Raw genomic sequence first — 14,168 nt, forward strand, 5'->3', positions numbered from 1 at the left:
CTCGATCGGATGAAGGGAGCAAGCCGGATGACGGGACGACGATGACAGACCAGCTGCGACTCCCCCTGCACGTCACCGACGCCGACCTCGACGACCTGCGCGACCGGATCCGCCGCACCCGCTGGACGCCGGAGTGGCCGGTCGAGCCGTGGGAGGCCGGCACCGACCAGGCCCTGCTGCGGCGCCTCGCCGCGGTCTGGGCCGACGGGTTCGACTGGCGGGCGCGCGAGCGGGAGATCCGCGCGCTGCCGTGGGCGGTCGCCGACCTCGACGGCACGCCGATCTCCTACCTCCGCTTCGAGGCCGAGCGCGCCGGCGGGCTCCCGATCGTCCTCACCAACGGCTGGCCGAGCTCCGCGCTCGAGCTGGTGTCGCTCGCCGAGCGGCTGTCGCAGCCGTCCCGGTTCGGCGGCGACCCGGCCGACGCCGTCACCGTCATCGTGCCCGCCCTGCCCGGCTTCCCGTTCTCGCCGCCGCGGCCACGGATGGACGAGCGGACGCACGAGCTCTGGCACCGGCTGATGACGGAGGAGCTCGGCTTCCCGCGGTACGCGGCGCACGGCGGCGACCTCGGCGCGGGGATCACGTCGCGGCTGGCGGAGGCGCACCCGGAGGCGGTGGCGGGGATCCACCTGATGGCGGTCCAGGCACCACGGGACCTCGACGAGGCGACGCTCACGGAGGAGGAGCGCGCGCACCGGGACGAGGTGCGCGCGTGGGAGTCGGCCGAGGGCGGCTACGAGCACCAGCAGCAGACGCGTCCGCTGACGCTCGCGCCCGCGCTGCAGGACTCGCCCGTCGGGCTGCTGTCGTGGATCCTCGAGAAGCACCGCGCCTGGAGCGACTGCGACGGCGACGTCGCCCGCGTCTTCAGCGACGACCACCTGCTGACGCTCGCGTCGCTCTACTGGTTCACCGGATCCATCGGCACCTCGCTCCGCCCGTACTTCGCCTACGGCTCCGGACGCACCGCGCCGGTGGAGCGCGTGCGCGTCCCGACGGCGGTCGCGGTGTTCCCGCACGACCTCGTGCACCCGCCGCGCAGCTGGGCCGAGCGCACCTACGACGTCGTGCGGTACACGGCCATGCCCCGCGGCGGCCACTTCGCGCCGCATGAGGAGCCGGACCTGCTGGCCGACGACATCCGCGCGCTCCTGCGGATGCTGCGCTAGCGGTCGACCGGCTCCTCCGGCCCACCGCCCGCCGGGATCGGATCCATGTGCCCCAGCTCGAGCACGTTCCCGTCCGGGTCACGCAGCTGCCGCTGGTACATGAAGCCGAGGTCGACGGCCGGACGGGCCTCGGATCCTCCGGCGGCGAGGCCGGCGGTCGCGCGCGCGTCCACGTCCTCGCGGCTGTCGAGCATGACCGCGGTGATCGCCGCGGCGCTCGTGGACGGGTCGCCCACCGGCAGGTCGAGGAACGACTGGAAGAAGTCGCGGGTGAGCAGCATGAAGGCGCTGCGGTCGGCCTCCACGACGAGGCACGCGGCCTTCTCGTCGCTGAAGTCGGGGTTCACGGTGCAGCCGACCGCCTCGTAGAAGGCGATCGCCCGGGGCAGGTCGGTGACGGGCAGGTTGACGAAGATCATGGGCACGGGTCTCTCCTTCGAGACGCAGGGGCCGCGGGTGGTGCGGATGCGCCCATGCTGGCGACGCGTCGGCGAGAGGTCAAGGGCACGGGTGCCGGCGCCCGGGACCCGCGCGAGGATCGTGGGCATCAGGATGGATCCTGGCTGGGGAGACGATCCTGACGGTAGACTCCCGTCGTCAGGATCGGAGCACCCATGTCACACGCTCAGCCGCATCACGAGCACCCGACCGCAGCCCTGGCCGCCCTGAGCGCCGACCAACGCCGGACGCTCGAGGCCTACAGCCGCTCCGTCAGCCCGGGCGCATCGTCCGACTTCGAGCGCTTCATCGCGCGGCAGACCGCCATCTACGCGGAGACCGCCGCCCTCTCCGACACCCTCTCCCGGCAGGCCGAGCAGCTGCCGACCGGCATCGTCAGCAGCCTCAACGACACGGAGCTCTTCTGGCGCTCCATCGAGGCCGAGTTCGGGTTCCTCTCGAGCCTCGACGTGTCGGCGGTGCTGGGCGCACGACCGACTCGCGCCTACGCCAGCGAGCTGCGGACGGCAGGCCGACTGCTGGGGCTGCGGCGCACGAACAGGTACCTCTACCCGGGCTTCCAATTCCACGCGCAGACCATCCGACCGGTCATCCCCGAGCTCATCTCGCTCGGACGCGAGCACGATGTGGAGTCGAGGGACGTCGTGGCCTGGCTCTGCCGTCCGACCACCTACCTCCGCGGGGACGCACGACGGCCGGTGGACCACCTCGACGAGCCCGAGCTGGTCCTCGCCGCTGCCGCGCGAGCCTGGGACGTCGTCTGGTGAGCGTCCCCGCGCCGCCCTCGCCGTTCAGCGCCATCGCCGAGGTCGTCGATGCCGGGTCGCGCATCCACCGCGTCCACTCCTCCCGCTTCGGACCGTCCGAGTTCAACCCGGGCATGGGCGCCCCGACCCGGTTCGCGTTCTTCGGCGACCCGGTCGTCCCGGTCCTGTACGCGGGCGACACCGAGGACGCCGCCATCTGCGAGACCGTCCTCCACGACGTCCCGCTCGCGGGCGGTGTCGTGGGCGGCATGGACGTCACGGGGCGTCGCTGCTCGCGGCTGGTCGTGGGACGCGATCTCCGACTGGCCTCGCTCGTGGGAGGAGGACCTCGGGCGCTGCGCGTGCGCGCGGACTCCGTCTGCGCGACCGACGCGGCCGACTACCCGCAGACCGTCGCCTGGGCCGAGGCCGCACATACGGCGGGCTTCGACGGCCTGGCCTACCCGTCGCGGCAGGTAGCAGGACGACGCGCGATGGTCCTCTTCGGCGACCGCGTGGACGCCGGCGACCTCGAGCCCGACCCGGCGTACCGCTGGTGGTTCGACGACGCCGACGGGTTCGCGAAGCTCTACGAGATGTGTCGGCCCCTCGGCGTCACGGTGCTGCGCCTGACCTGACACCGCTGCGGACGCAGGACGGCGGGACGCCCCTCGATGAGGAGCGTCCCGCCGTCGTCGTGCGAGCCGAATCGGGTCAGCGCTTCCTCAGCGCCCCCGTCGACCAGAGCGCCAGCCCGATCAGCACGGGCTGGAAGAACAGGCGGCGGAACCGCTTGGCGTCGGTGTCGAGGCCGAAGGCGTCGCGCTTGTGCACGTACTGCGCGATGTTGCCCGGGAAGATCGCCGTGAAGAACGCGGCGGCGGCCCAGCCCGCGAGGCCGCGGCGCGAGCGCGCGAACAGCAGGGCCGAGCCGAGCGTGATCTCGACGATGCCGGATCCGACGACGGTCACGTCCTCGGGCACCGGCAGCGACTTCGGGACCTGCGCGCGGAACTCCTCGCGCGCGACCGTCAGGTGCGTGACGCCGGCGAACGCGAGGAACGAGCCGAGCACGACACGTGCGGCGGTGCGCGGGAAGGACGTGCGGTGGGCGAGGCCGGCCATCAGTCGTCCGAGACCGTGACGACGACCTCGATGTTGCCGCGGGTCGCGTTCGAGTACGGGCAGACCTGGTGCGCCTGGTCGGCGAGCTCCTGCGCGAGATCGTGCTCGACCCCGGGGATGACGACCTCGAGGTGCACGGCGAGCTGGTAGCCGCCCTGCCCGTTGGATCCGATGCTCACGCGGCTGCCGACGCTCGAGTCGGCGATCTTCACCTTGCGCGCGCGGGCGACGCCCTGCAGCGCGGAGTGGAAGCACGCGGCGTAGCCGGCGGCGAAGAGCTGCTCGGGGTTCGCGCCCTCGCCGGATCCGCCCATGGCCTTGGGGATGGAGAGGTCGAGCGCGAGGTCGCTGTCGCTGACAGCCACGCGGCCGTCGCGGCCGGCTCCCGTGGCGAGGGCCTCCGCGGTGTAGAGGGCGTCCATGTCGGTTCCTTCCGTTCGTGGCCGCGCGGGGCGGCCGGGTTCCAGTGGTGGGTGGTGCGGATCAGGGGGTGCGGGCCGACGCCTCGGCGGGCCGCGTGCTCGGCTGCGCGAGCGCCTCGGCCGTCGTCTCCTGCATGCCCGCGGTCAGCAGGTGCAGGGTCGCGAGGAGCTGGCGGGCGCGCTCGAGGTCGAGGCCCATGCCGCGGATGATCGCCGCGGGCACGTGCGCGAGCTCGGCCCGCACGGTGCGGCCGCGCTCGGCGAGCGAGACGGTGACGACGCGCTGGTCCGCGGAGATCCGGCGGCGGGCGATGAAGCCGGCCTCCTCCATCCGCGCGAGCAGCGGCGACAGCGTGCCCGAGTCGAGGTCGAGCTGCTGCCCGAGCTCGGTGACGGTTCGGTCGTCGCCCGACCACAGCAGCACCAGCACGAGGTACTGCGGGTAGGTGAGGCCCCACGGCGCGAGGAGCGCGCGGTACGCCTGGGTGGTGGAACGCGACGCCGTGTAGAGCGAGAAGCAGACCAGCTCATCGGCGATGCGCGCGGGCACTGCCTCGAGGTCGTCGGCGGTCGGGCAGGGGTCGCGATCGGGCATGGCTCGACCCTGCCACGGAACAAGATTGTGCGCAATCCATCCCGGGGGATGCTCAGGCGAGGAGCGCCGCCGCGTACCCTGGACCGACATGATCACGAGACGAGAGGCCGCGCTGCGGCTGGGCATCCCGCTGGAGATGGCCACGCGCCACGGCATCCCGGGGCGCGTCCCGGAGTCCGAGATCGCCGCGATGGACCAGGATCCGCCCGCCTGGCTCGCGCAGTCCCGCGCCAACGCGACCGGCAAGCGGCCCGTCTGGGTGCAGCTGACGTGCGAGGTCTGCGGCTTCACCGAGGCCGTGCGCCCGAAGAAGTGGTGGCCGGAGTTCTCCTACCTCTCCTGCGAGCGGCACTCCCCCGACGAGCTGCCCGAGCCGGCGCTGGGTCTCGCGCGCCGCGAGGTCGACGGGATCGGCAGCCGGTTCGTGGGCGTGGTGGACGAGCGGCCGTAGAGGGCGTCCCGAAGCCGGGTGCAGCAGGTCAGGACGACTGTCGGACGCCACACGAAGAAGAGGGACCCAGCCGTTCGGCGGGGTCCCTCTCGTGCAGCGGATCGGCTACGCGCTCTTCGCGAGCTTCTTGATCCAGTCCTCGGTCTTGCGGCCGCGCTTCTTGTCGACGATGATCCGGATCCTGGCGGCCGATGCGCGTTCTGCGTCGCTGATGGGGTCGGCCTCACCAGCCTGGATGCGCTTCTCGAGTGCGCTCGGGCTCGGGTTCCTCTGATCCAGAGTCATGGAAGTACCTCCTGAATACATTGTCGGCCGGTGGTGGATGGCTGTCTACCACGGGCGACTAGGCCCGCGATCCGACGGCCTCGTCGCTCTGACGCTGCTCGTCCAGGCGCGATGAGGACGTCACAGCGTCGATCATCTCCGCCTCGGTCTTCGTAGCGTCCGGCACGAGCACTTCGATGGCGGCGAGACCGACCTCTCGGTCGGCCTCATCCGAGGACATCACCAGGTCGAGAGCCCACTTCGCCCGATCCCACCACTCCTGGCGCTCCGCAGAGCGTCGCGAGACCCGCGCGGCGACCGTCGCGGCACCGTAGGCGAGGCCGGCTCCGATGAGCGCGAAGATCCCGGCGGCAGGAGGCCCCGTCCAGAAGTCCCGCACGAACGACTCGTCCACCAGACCGCGGGTGACGAGCCCGACCACCACCCCCGCCAGGGCACCGCAGACGACGGCCACAGCCGCAACCGCTCCGAGTCGCTTGATCACCGGCACCCCTCCACGCCACGTCCCATCGGCGGTCGAACCGGGGAGAATTTCCCGCAGACCCTAGGCGATCGTCACGTCCACGTCCAGACCGCGCCGCCGGGTCAGGCCGCGACGCCCTCCTCGCGCGCTCCCTCGTACGCCGCCCCGCCCTCACGCAGCGCCGGGCAGTGCTCGGGCGTCGGGTGCAGGCAGATGTCGATGACGCGGGTGAGCTCCTCGCGGGCGCGCTCGAGCTCGGCAATGGCCGCGGTGATCCGGTCCCGCTCGGAGCGCAGGAGCGCGAGGGACTCGGGCGCGGCGACGCCGCTGTCGACGCTCGGCAGCAGCTGGCGGATCGTGCGGCTCGGGAGCCCCGCGGCGAACAGCTGCTGGATCAGCTGCACGCGCTCGACCGCGGCCTCCGGGTAGACGCGCTGGCCGCTCGTGGCGCGCTCGGCCGGCAGCAGGCCCTGCTCCTCGTAGTACCGGAGCGCCCGGGTGCTCACGCCCGCTCGCCCCGCCACGTCGCCGATCCGCAGCATGCCGCCCTCTTCCCTCGTGATCCGTCGGAGACGTCGATCTCGCGGGCGGACTTGCCCTTCACGTCGACGTCAACTCCTAGCGTAGGCCGCGCCGCACCCCGCGAACGACGCGGGCGGCAGGAGGAAGAGCACGCATGGACATCCAGGATCAGGTCGCCCTCGTCACCGGCGCCAACCGCGGCATCGGTCGCACCTTCGTCGAGGAGCTGCTCGCGCGCGGCGCCCGCAAGGTCTACGCGACCGCGCGCCGCCCCGAGGCGATCGACATCCCCGGCGTCGAGGTGCTGCGCCTCGACCTCACCGACGAGGCGTCGGTGGCCGCCGCCGCGGAGGCCGCGCAGGACGTGACGCTCCTCGTCAACAACGCGGGCATCTCGACGGGCGCGACGCTCATCGCAGGCGACATGGCGGAGATCCGCCGCGAGATGGACACCCACTTCTACGGGACGCTCGGCGTGATCCGCGCCTTCGCGCCCGTGCTCGCGGCGAACGGGGGCGGCGGGATCGTCAACATCCTGTCCGCGCTGTCGTGGTTCTCGACCTCCGGCAACGGCGGGTACGCGGCGGCGAAGGCGGCCGAGTGGAACATGACGAACTCGGTGCGGCTGGAGCTCGCCGGGCAGGGGACCCTCGTGCAGGGCGTGCACCTCGGCGCCGCGGACACCGACATCATGGCCGGCTACGACGGGCCCATGATCGCCCCGCGCGACGTGGCGCGCGCGGCGCTCGACGGCGTGGCCGCGGGAGCCGTCGAGGTCGTCGTCGACGACTGGAGCCGCATGGTGAAGGACTCGCTGGCCGGCGACCCCGCCCCGTTCTACGAGAGGATGCGCGCGATCCTCGGCTGACCGACGCCGAGCGGGCGTGGGCCCGCTACCGGGCGCGAGTTAGAGCGACTCGAGCACGTCGAGCGCCTGCCGCACCCCGCGGTCCCGCCGCATGAGCCCGCCCGCCTCGGCCGCCCGCGCGCGCCGGGACAGGGCGTCGGCCATCGCGGGCACGAGGGCGTCGACCGACAGGCGGCGCAGCGGGATCGGGGCGGCGGCCAGCCCCTGCCGGTGCAGCTGGGCGCCCCAGAACGGCTGGTCGGCCATGAAGGGCACGACGACCGCGGGCACGCCCGCCCGGGCGACGGCGTGCGAGGTGCCGGCCCCGCCGTGGTGCACGGCGAGGGCCGCGCCGGGCAGCACCTGGTCGAACGGCGCCGACCGCACGGCCAGCACGTCGGGGCCGCGGCACTCCGCCGGCAGCGCGAGCCCGCCCCACCCGGTGAGGACCAGCACCCGCAGGCCGTGGGCGCGGGCGGCCGTGACGATCGCGCGGCCCCGGGCCGACGCGTCGCCCTTCGCCATGGATCCGAACGAGGCGACGAGGTAGGGCCCGGCAGCGATGAACTCGGCGACGACCGGATCCAGGGACGCCGCCGACCCCTCCTCGTGCCAGGCGCCCGTCTGGTGCACCCGCTCCGGCCAGTCGTCGGGGCGCGGCAGCAGCTGGGGGCTCACGGCCATGAGCGTCGCGACCGACGGCGAACGGAAGGCCGGACGACGACCGCCCGGCAGCTCGGCCGCGGCGCGCGCCACGTCGCCGTCGAAGAGGCGCCCGATGGCGCGCGGCACCGCGTAGGTGGACCGGTTGCGCGCACCGAGGTCGCGGGTGGCCGTGGGACCGCCGGCGGCGGGGAAGCGCGCGCTGGAGGTGGCCACCGGCGCGAACTCCACCACCACGCGGGGCACGTCGAGCGCGTCCGCCACCATGGGCGCGCTGAGGATCAGGGGGTGGTGGACCACCACGTCGGGGGCGAAGGCGACCGTCTCGCGGACCGCCGCGACGATCGTCCGCCGCATCGCGGGCCGGACCTCCGTCCGCAGGTGGTGCGCGAGGGCCCAGGGCGTGCGACCGGCCGGGCTGAGCACCCGCTGCACGTCCACGCCGAGACGCACGGAGTCCACGCCCTCGGGCGCGACCGCGTCGTCGGGCAGGGCCAGCTGCACCTCGTGACCGCGGGATGCGGCGTGTCGCGCCAGGGCCGCGAAGGGCTCCACGTCGCCACGGGTACCGGCGGTGAGCAGCATCAGACGCATCCGCCCAGTCTGGGCCCGGAAGCCGTAAGGCCCACGCCCGCGTCCACCGCGTACGCTCGTGCGAGTGACCGACGGCAGCGAGACGATGTCCCGTGGCGCGACGTCGGAGATCGTCGTGGCCGTGCGCCGCCTCGTGCTCATCTCGCGACCGGTGCTGTGGATCAACACCATCGGGTCCGGTCTCGTCGCCGTGTGGCTCACCGGCGCGCTGTTCGACCTGCGGGCCCTGCCGATCATCCTGTGGCTCACCCTGCCGTTCAACCTGCTCATCTACGGCGTCAACGACATCTACGACCAGGACACGGATGCGGCGAATCCCCGCAAGGGCTCGATCGAGGGCGCCCGGATCCGGCAGTCCGAGGTGCGGCTCATCGCGTGGGCCGTCGCCGTGGTCAACGTGCCGTTCCTGGTCTACTTCCTGCTCGCGCTGCCGCCGCTCGCGAACGCCGCGATCCTGCTCTACGCGGGCGTGTTCGTCTTCTACTCCGCGCCCCCGCTGCGCTTCAAGGCCCGCCCCTTCCTCGACTCGCTGAGCAACGCCGCCTACGCGCTGCCGCTGGTGATCGTGCCGGCGGCCCTCGAGGTGGCGCCGGCCTGGCCCGCCGCCCTCGGGCTGATGGCGTGGAGCGTCGCCAAGCACGCCTTCGACGCGGTGCAGGACATCGTGGAGGACCGCGAGGCGGGCATCACGACCACCGCGGTGCTGCTCGGTCCGCGCGGCACCGCCCTGTGGAGCGGCGCCTGGTGGATCGTCTCCACGGCGCTGTTCGCCGCCGTGAGCGTGCCCGTCGCGGCCGTCAACCTGCTCATCGCCGGGATCCTCGTGGTGCGCCTGCTGCGCGACCCGACGCCGGAGACCGGTCACCGCCTCTACCGCCTGTCGGTCGCCTTCCCGTACATCGCGGGGACGCTGGCCGGGGTGCTGCTCATGGTCGCGATCGTGCTGGTGGGTTACCCGTGAGCCGCGTCGTCGTGGTCGGCGGCGGGATGGGCGGGCTCACCGCCGCCGCGCTGCTCGCGCACGCGGGCCACCGCGTCACCCTGCTCGAGGCGTCCCCCGAGCTCGGCGGCAAGAGCCGTCGGATCCTGCTGGGCGAGGACCGCATCGACACCGGGCCGTCGCTGGTGACGTTCCCGGCGGTGTGGGACGAGCTGCTGCGGCGCCTCGGCGACGGCGACCCTGACCGCACGCGCGATGGAGGACTCGACCTGGTGCGGATGCCCGAGGTCGGCCGCTACTACTACGACGGCGAGGAGACCGCGCTGCCGGTGGCGCCCGACCACCCCTGGTATCCCGCCTGGCGACGGTTCTCCGAGATCCACGCGCCCCTCGCCGACGACGTGACCGAGCTGCTGCTCGCCGACCCCCTCGACCGAACCGCCCTCCCGGCGCTGCGCCGGCTGCTCGACGTCTACGGCTCGCGCCTCACCACGCGCGCCTACCTCGACAGCCTGCCGTGGCTGCCCGACGGGCTGCGCGAGATCATCGCGATCCACACCCTCAACGCGGGCGTCTCGCCGTCGCGCACCCCGGCGCTGTACGCGAGCATGCCGGCGATCATGGCGGAGACCGGCGCCTGGGTCCCGCGCGGCGGCGTGTACGAGATCGTGCTCGCGCTGGGCCGGCTGGCCGAGGCTGCCGGGGTCGAGGTGCGCACCGGCGAGGCCGTCACCCGCATCGAGCGCGGATCGGTCACCACCGCCGTCGGGCGCTACCCCGCCGACCTCGTCGTCAGCGCGCTGGACGCCGACCGGCTGGCCGCGCTGACCGGCCCGTCGCGGATCCCGACGCTCCCCCGCCTACGCCCCCGCACGCTCTCCTGCTCGGCCGTCGCGGTCTACGGCGTGCTGCGCGAGGAGCTGCCGGCCCGGATCGCGACGCACAGCGTGGTGCTGCCGACGAAGCCCGCCGCGCTGCACCGCAGCCTCGAGGCGGGCGACGAGCCGGCGGACACCATGGTGTTCGTCAACCAGTACCGCGCCGGCGAGGTGTACCCGAACCCGCGCAGCACCCTCGGGATCCTGCTCACCGCGCCCGCCGACGGCGGCCGCTACACGGTCGAGCACCCCTTCGTGCGGCGCGAGGTCGACCGCGTCTCGGCGGCGATGGGGCTCGACCGGCCCCTCACCGACCTCCTCGAGGAGCAGACGGTGCTCGACCCGCGGTACTACGGCGAGGGCGGCGAGCCGCACGGTGCGCTGTACGGGGCGGCGCGTCCGCCGTGGCTGAGCGGGCCGTTCCACCGCCCCTCGTACAACGACCCCTGGAAGCCCTGGCTGTGGCGGGTCGGCGCGTCCGTGCACCCGGGCGGCGGCATCCCGGCGGTGGTGGGCGGCGCGATGATCGCGGTGACCCGGCTGCTGAGGTCGAACCCGGCCTGACGCCTAGGCGTCGAGGACGACGCTGCGGCGCGTGGCCCTCGCCTCTCGGCCTAGGTCGGCGGACGCGTCGGCGACGGGACGCGGACGGAGTCGTCGACGCGCACGTGCACGGCGTCGCCGCGGAGGTCGAAGAGCAGGGCCGTGCCCACGGGGTACACCTCGCGCAGCTCCTCGGGCGCGCCGACGTTGACCACGAACTGGGCGGACGCCCCGAACGCGCCCGCCGCGCATCCGCCGCCCTCGGTCGAGCTCAGGGCCGCGCGGGCGGGCTGGATCGCGAGGCACTCCCCCCGGATCCGCGGGGAGGCGGAGCGGTCGCCCTCGAGACGCACGAGCGTGAGGCCGTGGAAGCGGGCGGACCCTGTCTCCGCGCCGCCGAAGTAGTCGCGCATGTACACGGGGAGGTCCTGGTCCGGGTCGAAGCGCACCACGGCGACCTCGCGCCCGGGAGGCGCCGAGACGGCGGACACGACGACCGCGGTGAGCGCGACGGCCCCGACGAGGGAGGCGGCCCAGAGGACGGCGAGGCGGCGGCGCGGGCGGGATGACGCGGGGTCGGGGTGCACCGGGGCCTCGTCGACGTGGTCCACGGCATCAGGGGACGCGGGGTCCACCGGGGCCGGCTCGACCGCGGGCGGCGCCGGCGTGACCGGCCGAGCCGTCGCGCGCCCCTCGAGGACGCGCAGCCGCTTGAGGTCCGCGGGATCCGCGTCGCGTCCGGGCCCGTAGGCCCGCCGGCGCAGCTCGGCGAGCTCCGCCCGGGCCGGATCCACGGAGCCCGCACCCGGGTCCGCGCCCGGGTCCGCGCGCTCGTGGGGGTCCATGTCCCGATCCTGTCACCGCCGCCGCCCGGCGTCCGGGCCTGGTCGCCCGCCGACCGCGCGCCTACGCTCGCCCCATGCTCACCGAGACCGAGACGGACCTGCGGCTCCCCGACGGCCGCACGCTGCACTGCTACGACACGGGATCCGGCGACGGCGCCGACCTCGTGGTCGTCTACCACCACGGCACCCCGAACGTCGGCCCGCCGCCCGCGCCGCTCGTCGAGGCGCCCGAGGGCCGCGGCATCCGGTGGATCTCGTACGACCGGCCGGGCTACGGCGGATCCACCCGGCACCCCGGCCGCTCCGTCGCGACCACCGTCGCCGACGACCTCGCCGTCGCGGACGCGCTCGGCGTCGACCGCTTCGCCGCGTCCGGCCACTCGAGCGGCGCCGTGCTCGCGCTGGCCGCCGCGGCCTCGCTCGGCGACCGCGTGCTCGGCGCCCTGTGCGGAGCGGCGCTCGCACCGCTGACCGCGGAGGGCATCGACTGGTTCGCCGGCATGCACGCGGGCGGCGAGCGCGAGCTGCGCGCCGCCGTCACGGGACGCGAGGCGCTCGAGGCGGAGCTCGCCCGCTCCGCGTTCGACCCCGCGATGTTCACCGACGGCGACCTGCGCGCGCTCGAGACCGACTGGGCGTGGCTGAACGGGGTCGCGTCGCACGGCCTGGACGCGGGCCCCGGCGGCATGGTCGACGACGACCTCGCGCTCGTCGCCGACTGGGGCGTCGACCTCGCGGACGTGACCGCGCCGGTGGTCCTGCTGCACGGCGACGCCGACCGGATCGCACCCGTCGCCCACGCGCGCTGGCTCGCCGACCGGGTGCCGGGCGCCGAGCTCGTGATCCGGCCGGGCGACGGCCACATCTCCGTGCTGCGCGGCGCGGCCGACGCGCTCGCCCGGCTGCGGGAGCGGATCCGCGCCGCCGCATAGAAGAGGTACGCCCCCTCAGACGACTCTCGCCGACCCGGACGGATCCGGATCGGCGAGAGAGAGGTGGAGCGACGCGCGTCAGTGCCCGCGCGACACCCGCCGCGGCAGGGCGAACACGAGCGCGAAGGCGACGACCGCGAAGATCGCGCTGACGCCCATGGCCGAGGCCGAGGCGTCGGTGAACGCCTGCGGCACCATCTGGGGCCCGCGGATCCCGGCGCCGGCCACGCCCGCGAAGAGCACGCTGCCGATGACCGCGATGCCGACGGCCGAGCCGACGCGCTGGACGGTGCCGATGACGCCGGACGCGGCGCCCGCCTCGGCGGGGTCGACCGTCGCGACGATGAACTGCGCGTTCGGGGCGATGAAGAGGCCGTTGCCGATGCCGGCGAGCAGCAGCGGGACGAGGAGCATCCAGCTGTTCAGGTCGGCCGCGGCCGTGTTCAGCAGCACGAGCCAGAGCCAGATGAGGCCGACGCTGACGAGCGCGGTGCCGATCACGAGCACGGTGCGGCCGAGGCGGTTCGTGAGGCGGTTGCTCTGCGAGGAGCCGACGATGCTGCCGATGGCGAACGGGATCGAGACGAGACCCGACGCGAGCGCGGAGTTGCCGAGGCCCGACTGCCAGAGGATCGAGATGGTGAAGAAGATGCTCGTGAAGGCCGCGAAGTAGACCATCGCGAGGATCACGCCGCCCGTGAACGCGGGGTGCGTGAACAGGTGCGGCGGCACGAGGACGCTCTTCGAGCGGCGGGTCTGCAGGACCTCCCACGCGCCGAAGAGCGCGAGGAGCACGACGCCGCCGGCGAGGGAGAGGTAGGTCCAGAGCGGCCAGCCCTGGTCCTGGCCGTCGATGAGCGGCACGAGCAGGGCGACGAGGCCGGCGCTCACGAGGACGATGCCGACGAGGTCGACGCCCGTGGCCGCGGGGGCCTTCGCCTTCGCCGGGGCGCCGGATCCCTGCTGGCCGGACTGCGCGCGCACGTCGCCCGCGACCTGCTCGGCGACCTGGCGGCTGGGGAGCAGGAAGATCGCGGCGATCACGGTGGCGAGGCCGACGGGCAGGTTCACGAAGAAGACCAGGCGCCAGCCCGACTCCTCCCCAGCCGCCTGGATGATCAGGCCGCCCACGATCGGGCCGAGCGCGGACGAGACGCCGATGACGGCGCCCATGATGGCGAACGCCTTGCCGCGCGCCTGCGGCGGGAACAGCAGCTGGATGAAGGCGGTCACCGCGGGCACGAACAGGCCGCCGGCGAGCCCCTGCACCACGCGCGCGATCACGAGCTGGAGGTCGTCCTGAGCCACACCGCACGCGAGGCTGGCGAGCGTGAAGAGCGCGATGCCGGACACGAACACCCACTTGTGCCCGTAGCGGTCGCCGAGGCGGCCCGCGGGGATCAGCGCGAGGCCGAACGCGAGCGCGTAGCCGGAGATGATCCAGCTCAGCGTCGACTCGGAGGCGTCGAGGCTCGTGCGGATGGTCGGCAGCGCCACGTTCACGATGGTCGTATCGAGCAGCGCGATGAACATGCCGGCGAGCAGCACGATGAGCGCCTGCCAGGCGCGGCGGGAGACGACGGGGGCAGCGGAGGATCCGGATGCGCCGGGCGCGCCGGAGCCGCCGGACGCCGGGCGGGCGGATGCGGTGGTGTCGGACATGGGGTCCTTTCGTGCCGGCGGGGT

At 73.9% G+C, this 14,168-nt stretch carries 18 protein-coding genes; 8 read left to right on the forward strand and 10 right to left on the reverse strand.

All coding sequences use genetic code 11. The annotated features are described in order from the left end of the window. The first annotated feature begins 41 nt into the window (after positions 1-41). Positions 42-1,172: an epoxide hydrolase family protein gene (locus tag ACMT9T_RS08295; RefSeq protein ID WP_414745094.1), complete on the forward strand. Its 1,131-nt coding sequence runs from the start codon at positions 42-44 to the stop codon at positions 1,170-1,172. Here ACMT9T_RS08295 and ACMT9T_RS08300 read toward each other — a convergent pair. Then, positions 1,169-1,597 carry a VOC family protein gene (locus ACMT9T_RS08300; protein ID WP_414745095.1) on the reverse strand — a complete coding sequence of 143 codons (429 nt, stop codon included), beginning with the start codon at positions 1,595-1,597 and terminating at the stop codon, positions 1,169-1,171. The genes ACMT9T_RS08295 and ACMT9T_RS08300 overlap by 4 nt on opposite strands. Positions 1,598-1,786: 189 nt before the next feature. On the opposite strand from ACMT9T_RS08300, the gene ACMT9T_RS08305 reads away from it, so the two are divergent. Then, positions 1,787-2,398, forward strand: coding sequence for a hypothetical protein (locus ACMT9T_RS08305; protein ID WP_414745096.1), 612 nt, complete (start codon positions 1,787-1,789; stop codon positions 2,396-2,398). After that, positions 2,395-3,015 carry an RES family NAD+ phosphorylase gene (locus tag ACMT9T_RS08310; protein ID WP_414745097.1) on the forward strand — a complete coding sequence of 207 codons (621 nt, stop codon included), beginning with the start codon at positions 2,395-2,397 and terminating at the stop codon, positions 3,013-3,015. Before ACMT9T_RS08305 ends, ACMT9T_RS08310 begins: the two co-directional genes overlap by 4 nt. Positions 3,016-3,091: 76 nt before the next feature. Here ACMT9T_RS08310 and ACMT9T_RS08315 read toward each other — a convergent pair whose 3' ends face one another. The 3 genes from ACMT9T_RS08315 to ACMT9T_RS08325 all read right to left on the reverse strand — a co-directional run bounded on the left by ACMT9T_RS08315 (position 3,092) and on the right by ACMT9T_RS08325 (position 4,519). Beyond that, positions 3,092-3,502 (reverse strand): DoxX family protein, encoded by a 411-nt coding sequence (locus ACMT9T_RS08315; protein WP_414745098.1) that lies wholly within the window; start codon positions 3,500-3,502, stop codon positions 3,092-3,094. Then, positions 3,502-3,924, reverse strand: coding sequence for an organic hydroperoxide resistance protein (locus tag ACMT9T_RS08320; RefSeq protein WP_011931635.1), 423 nt, complete (start codon positions 3,922-3,924; stop codon positions 3,502-3,504). Before ACMT9T_RS08320 ends, ACMT9T_RS08315 begins: the two co-directional genes overlap by 1 nt. 61 nt (positions 3,925-3,985) lie before the next feature. Further along, positions 3,986-4,519, reverse strand: coding sequence for a MarR family winged helix-turn-helix transcriptional regulator (locus ACMT9T_RS08325; protein WP_414745099.1), 534 nt, complete (start codon positions 4,517-4,519; stop codon positions 3,986-3,988). 88 nt (positions 4,520-4,607) lie between these two features. On the opposite strand from ACMT9T_RS08325, the gene ACMT9T_RS08330 reads away from it, so the two are divergent. Continuing rightward, positions 4,608-4,970, forward strand: a complete 363-nt coding sequence (locus ACMT9T_RS08330; protein WP_063070407.1) for a hypothetical protein — start codon at positions 4,608-4,610, stop codon at positions 4,968-4,970. Positions 4,971-5,075: 105 nt separating this feature from the next. Here the strand turns inward: ACMT9T_RS08330 and ACMT9T_RS08335 are convergent, their stop codons facing one another. From ACMT9T_RS08335 to ACMT9T_RS08345, 3 genes are all read right to left on the reverse strand, one after another. After that, complete coding sequence (locus tag ACMT9T_RS08335) at positions 5,076-5,255, reverse strand: hypothetical protein (protein ID WP_414745100.1); 180 nt, start codon at positions 5,253-5,255, stop codon at positions 5,076-5,078. Positions 5,256-5,313: 58 nt separating this feature from the next. Next, positions 5,314-5,739 carry a hypothetical protein gene (locus tag ACMT9T_RS08340; protein ID WP_414745101.1) on the reverse strand — a complete coding sequence of 142 codons (426 nt, stop codon included), beginning with the start codon at positions 5,737-5,739 and terminating at the stop codon, positions 5,314-5,316. 101 nt (positions 5,740-5,840) lie between these two features. Beyond that, positions 5,841-6,260 (reverse strand): MerR family transcriptional regulator, encoded by a 420-nt coding sequence (locus tag ACMT9T_RS08345; RefSeq protein ID WP_414745102.1) that lies wholly within the window; start codon positions 6,258-6,260, stop codon positions 5,841-5,843. Between the two features lie 134 nt (positions 6,261-6,394). On the opposite strand from ACMT9T_RS08345, the gene ACMT9T_RS08350 reads away from it, so the two are divergent. Beyond that, positions 6,395-7,108: an SDR family oxidoreductase gene (locus tag ACMT9T_RS08350; RefSeq protein ID WP_414745103.1), complete on the forward strand. Its 714-nt coding sequence runs from the start codon at positions 6,395-6,397 to the stop codon at positions 7,106-7,108. Positions 7,109-7,147: 39 nt separating this feature from the next. On the opposite strand, the gene ACMT9T_RS08355 is transcribed toward ACMT9T_RS08350, so the two are convergent. Then, entirely contained in the window at positions 7,148-8,344 is a 1,197-nt protein-coding gene (locus tag ACMT9T_RS08355; protein ID WP_414745104.1) for a glycosyltransferase, read from the reverse strand. A gap of 64 nt (positions 8,345-8,408) precedes the next feature. Here ACMT9T_RS08355 and ACMT9T_RS08360 point away from each other — a divergent pair, with 64 nt between their 5' ends. Beyond that, positions 8,409-9,305, forward strand: coding sequence for a UbiA family prenyltransferase (locus ACMT9T_RS08360; RefSeq protein ID WP_414745105.1), 897 nt, complete (start codon positions 8,409-8,411; stop codon positions 9,303-9,305). After that, positions 9,302-10,726 carry a phytoene desaturase family protein gene (locus ACMT9T_RS08365; protein WP_414745106.1) on the forward strand — a complete coding sequence of 475 codons (1,425 nt, stop codon included), beginning with the start codon at positions 9,302-9,304 and terminating at the stop codon, positions 10,724-10,726. Before ACMT9T_RS08360 ends, ACMT9T_RS08365 begins: the two co-directional genes overlap by 4 nt. Positions 10,727-10,776: 50 nt before the next feature. Here ACMT9T_RS08365 and ACMT9T_RS08370 read toward each other — a convergent pair whose 3' ends face one another. Next, positions 10,777-11,550, reverse strand: a complete 774-nt coding sequence (locus tag ACMT9T_RS08370) for a hypothetical protein (protein WP_414745107.1) — start codon at positions 11,548-11,550, stop codon at positions 10,777-10,779. Positions 11,551-11,624: 74 nt separating this feature from the next. On the opposite strand from ACMT9T_RS08370, the gene ACMT9T_RS08375 reads away from it, so the two are divergent. Further along, on the forward strand, positions 11,625-12,482 hold the full coding sequence (locus tag ACMT9T_RS08375; protein WP_414745108.1) for an alpha/beta fold hydrolase: 858 nt from the start codon (positions 11,625-11,627) through the stop codon (positions 12,480-12,482). A gap of 78 nt (positions 12,483-12,560) precedes the next feature. Here the strand turns inward: ACMT9T_RS08375 and ACMT9T_RS08380 are convergent, their stop codons facing one another. Then, positions 12,561-14,144: an MFS transporter gene (locus ACMT9T_RS08380; protein ID WP_414745109.1), complete on the reverse strand. Its 1,584-nt coding sequence runs from the start codon at positions 14,142-14,144 to the stop codon at positions 12,561-12,563. Positions 14,145-14,168 lie beyond the last annotated feature (24 nt).

The sequence above is a fragment of the Clavibacter vidaverae genome (assembly GCF_047529985.1).
Classification (GTDB): Bacteria; Actinomycetota; Actinomycetes; order Actinomycetales; family Microbacteriaceae; genus Clavibacter; species Clavibacter nebraskensis_A.

Excerpts from the sequence above, each read along its gene's own strand:
- ACMT9T_RS08305 (WP_414745096.1), top strand. The coding sequence starts at position 1,787 with ATGTCACACGCTCAGCCGCATCACGAGCACCCGACCGCAGCCCTGGCC.
- ACMT9T_RS08370 (WP_414745107.1), bottom strand. The coding sequence starts at position 11,550 with ATGGACCCCCACGAGCGCGCGGACCCGGGCGCGGACCCGGGTGCGGGC.
- ACMT9T_RS08355 (WP_414745104.1), bottom strand. The coding sequence starts at position 8,344 with ATGCGTCTGATGCTGCTCACCGCCGGTACCCGTGGCGACGTGGAGCCC.
- ACMT9T_RS08315 (WP_414745098.1), bottom strand. The coding sequence starts at position 3,502 with ATGGCCGGCCTCGCCCACCGCACGTCCTTCCCGCGCACCGCCGCACGT.
- ACMT9T_RS08345 (WP_414745102.1), bottom strand. The coding sequence starts at position 6,260 with ATGCTGCGGATCGGCGACGTGGCGGGGCGAGCGGGCGTGAGCACCCGG.
- ACMT9T_RS08330 (WP_063070407.1), top strand. The coding sequence starts at position 4,608 with ATGATCACGAGACGAGAGGCCGCGCTGCGGCTGGGCATCCCGCTGGAG.
- ACMT9T_RS08295 (WP_414745094.1), top strand. The coding sequence starts at position 42 with ATGACAGACCAGCTGCGACTCCCCCTGCACGTCACCGACGCCGACCTC.
- ACMT9T_RS08375 (WP_414745108.1), top strand. The coding sequence starts at position 11,625 with ATGCTCACCGAGACCGAGACGGACCTGCGGCTCCCCGACGGCCGCACG.
- ACMT9T_RS08320 (WP_011931635.1), bottom strand. The coding sequence starts at position 3,924 with ATGGACGCCCTCTACACCGCGGAGGCCCTCGCCACGGGAGCCGGCCGC.
- ACMT9T_RS08325 (WP_414745099.1), bottom strand. The coding sequence starts at position 4,519 with ATGCCCGATCGCGACCCCTGCCCGACCGCCGACGACCTCGAGGCAGTG.
- ACMT9T_RS08335 (WP_414745100.1), bottom strand. The coding sequence starts at position 5,255 with ATGACTCTGGATCAGAGGAACCCGAGCCCGAGCGCACTCGAGAAGCGC.
- ACMT9T_RS08350 (WP_414745103.1), top strand. The coding sequence starts at position 6,395 with ATGGACATCCAGGATCAGGTCGCCCTCGTCACCGGCGCCAACCGCGGC.
- ACMT9T_RS08380 (WP_414745109.1), bottom strand. The coding sequence starts at position 14,144 with ATGTCCGACACCACCGCATCCGCCCGCCCGGCGTCCGGCGGCTCCGGC.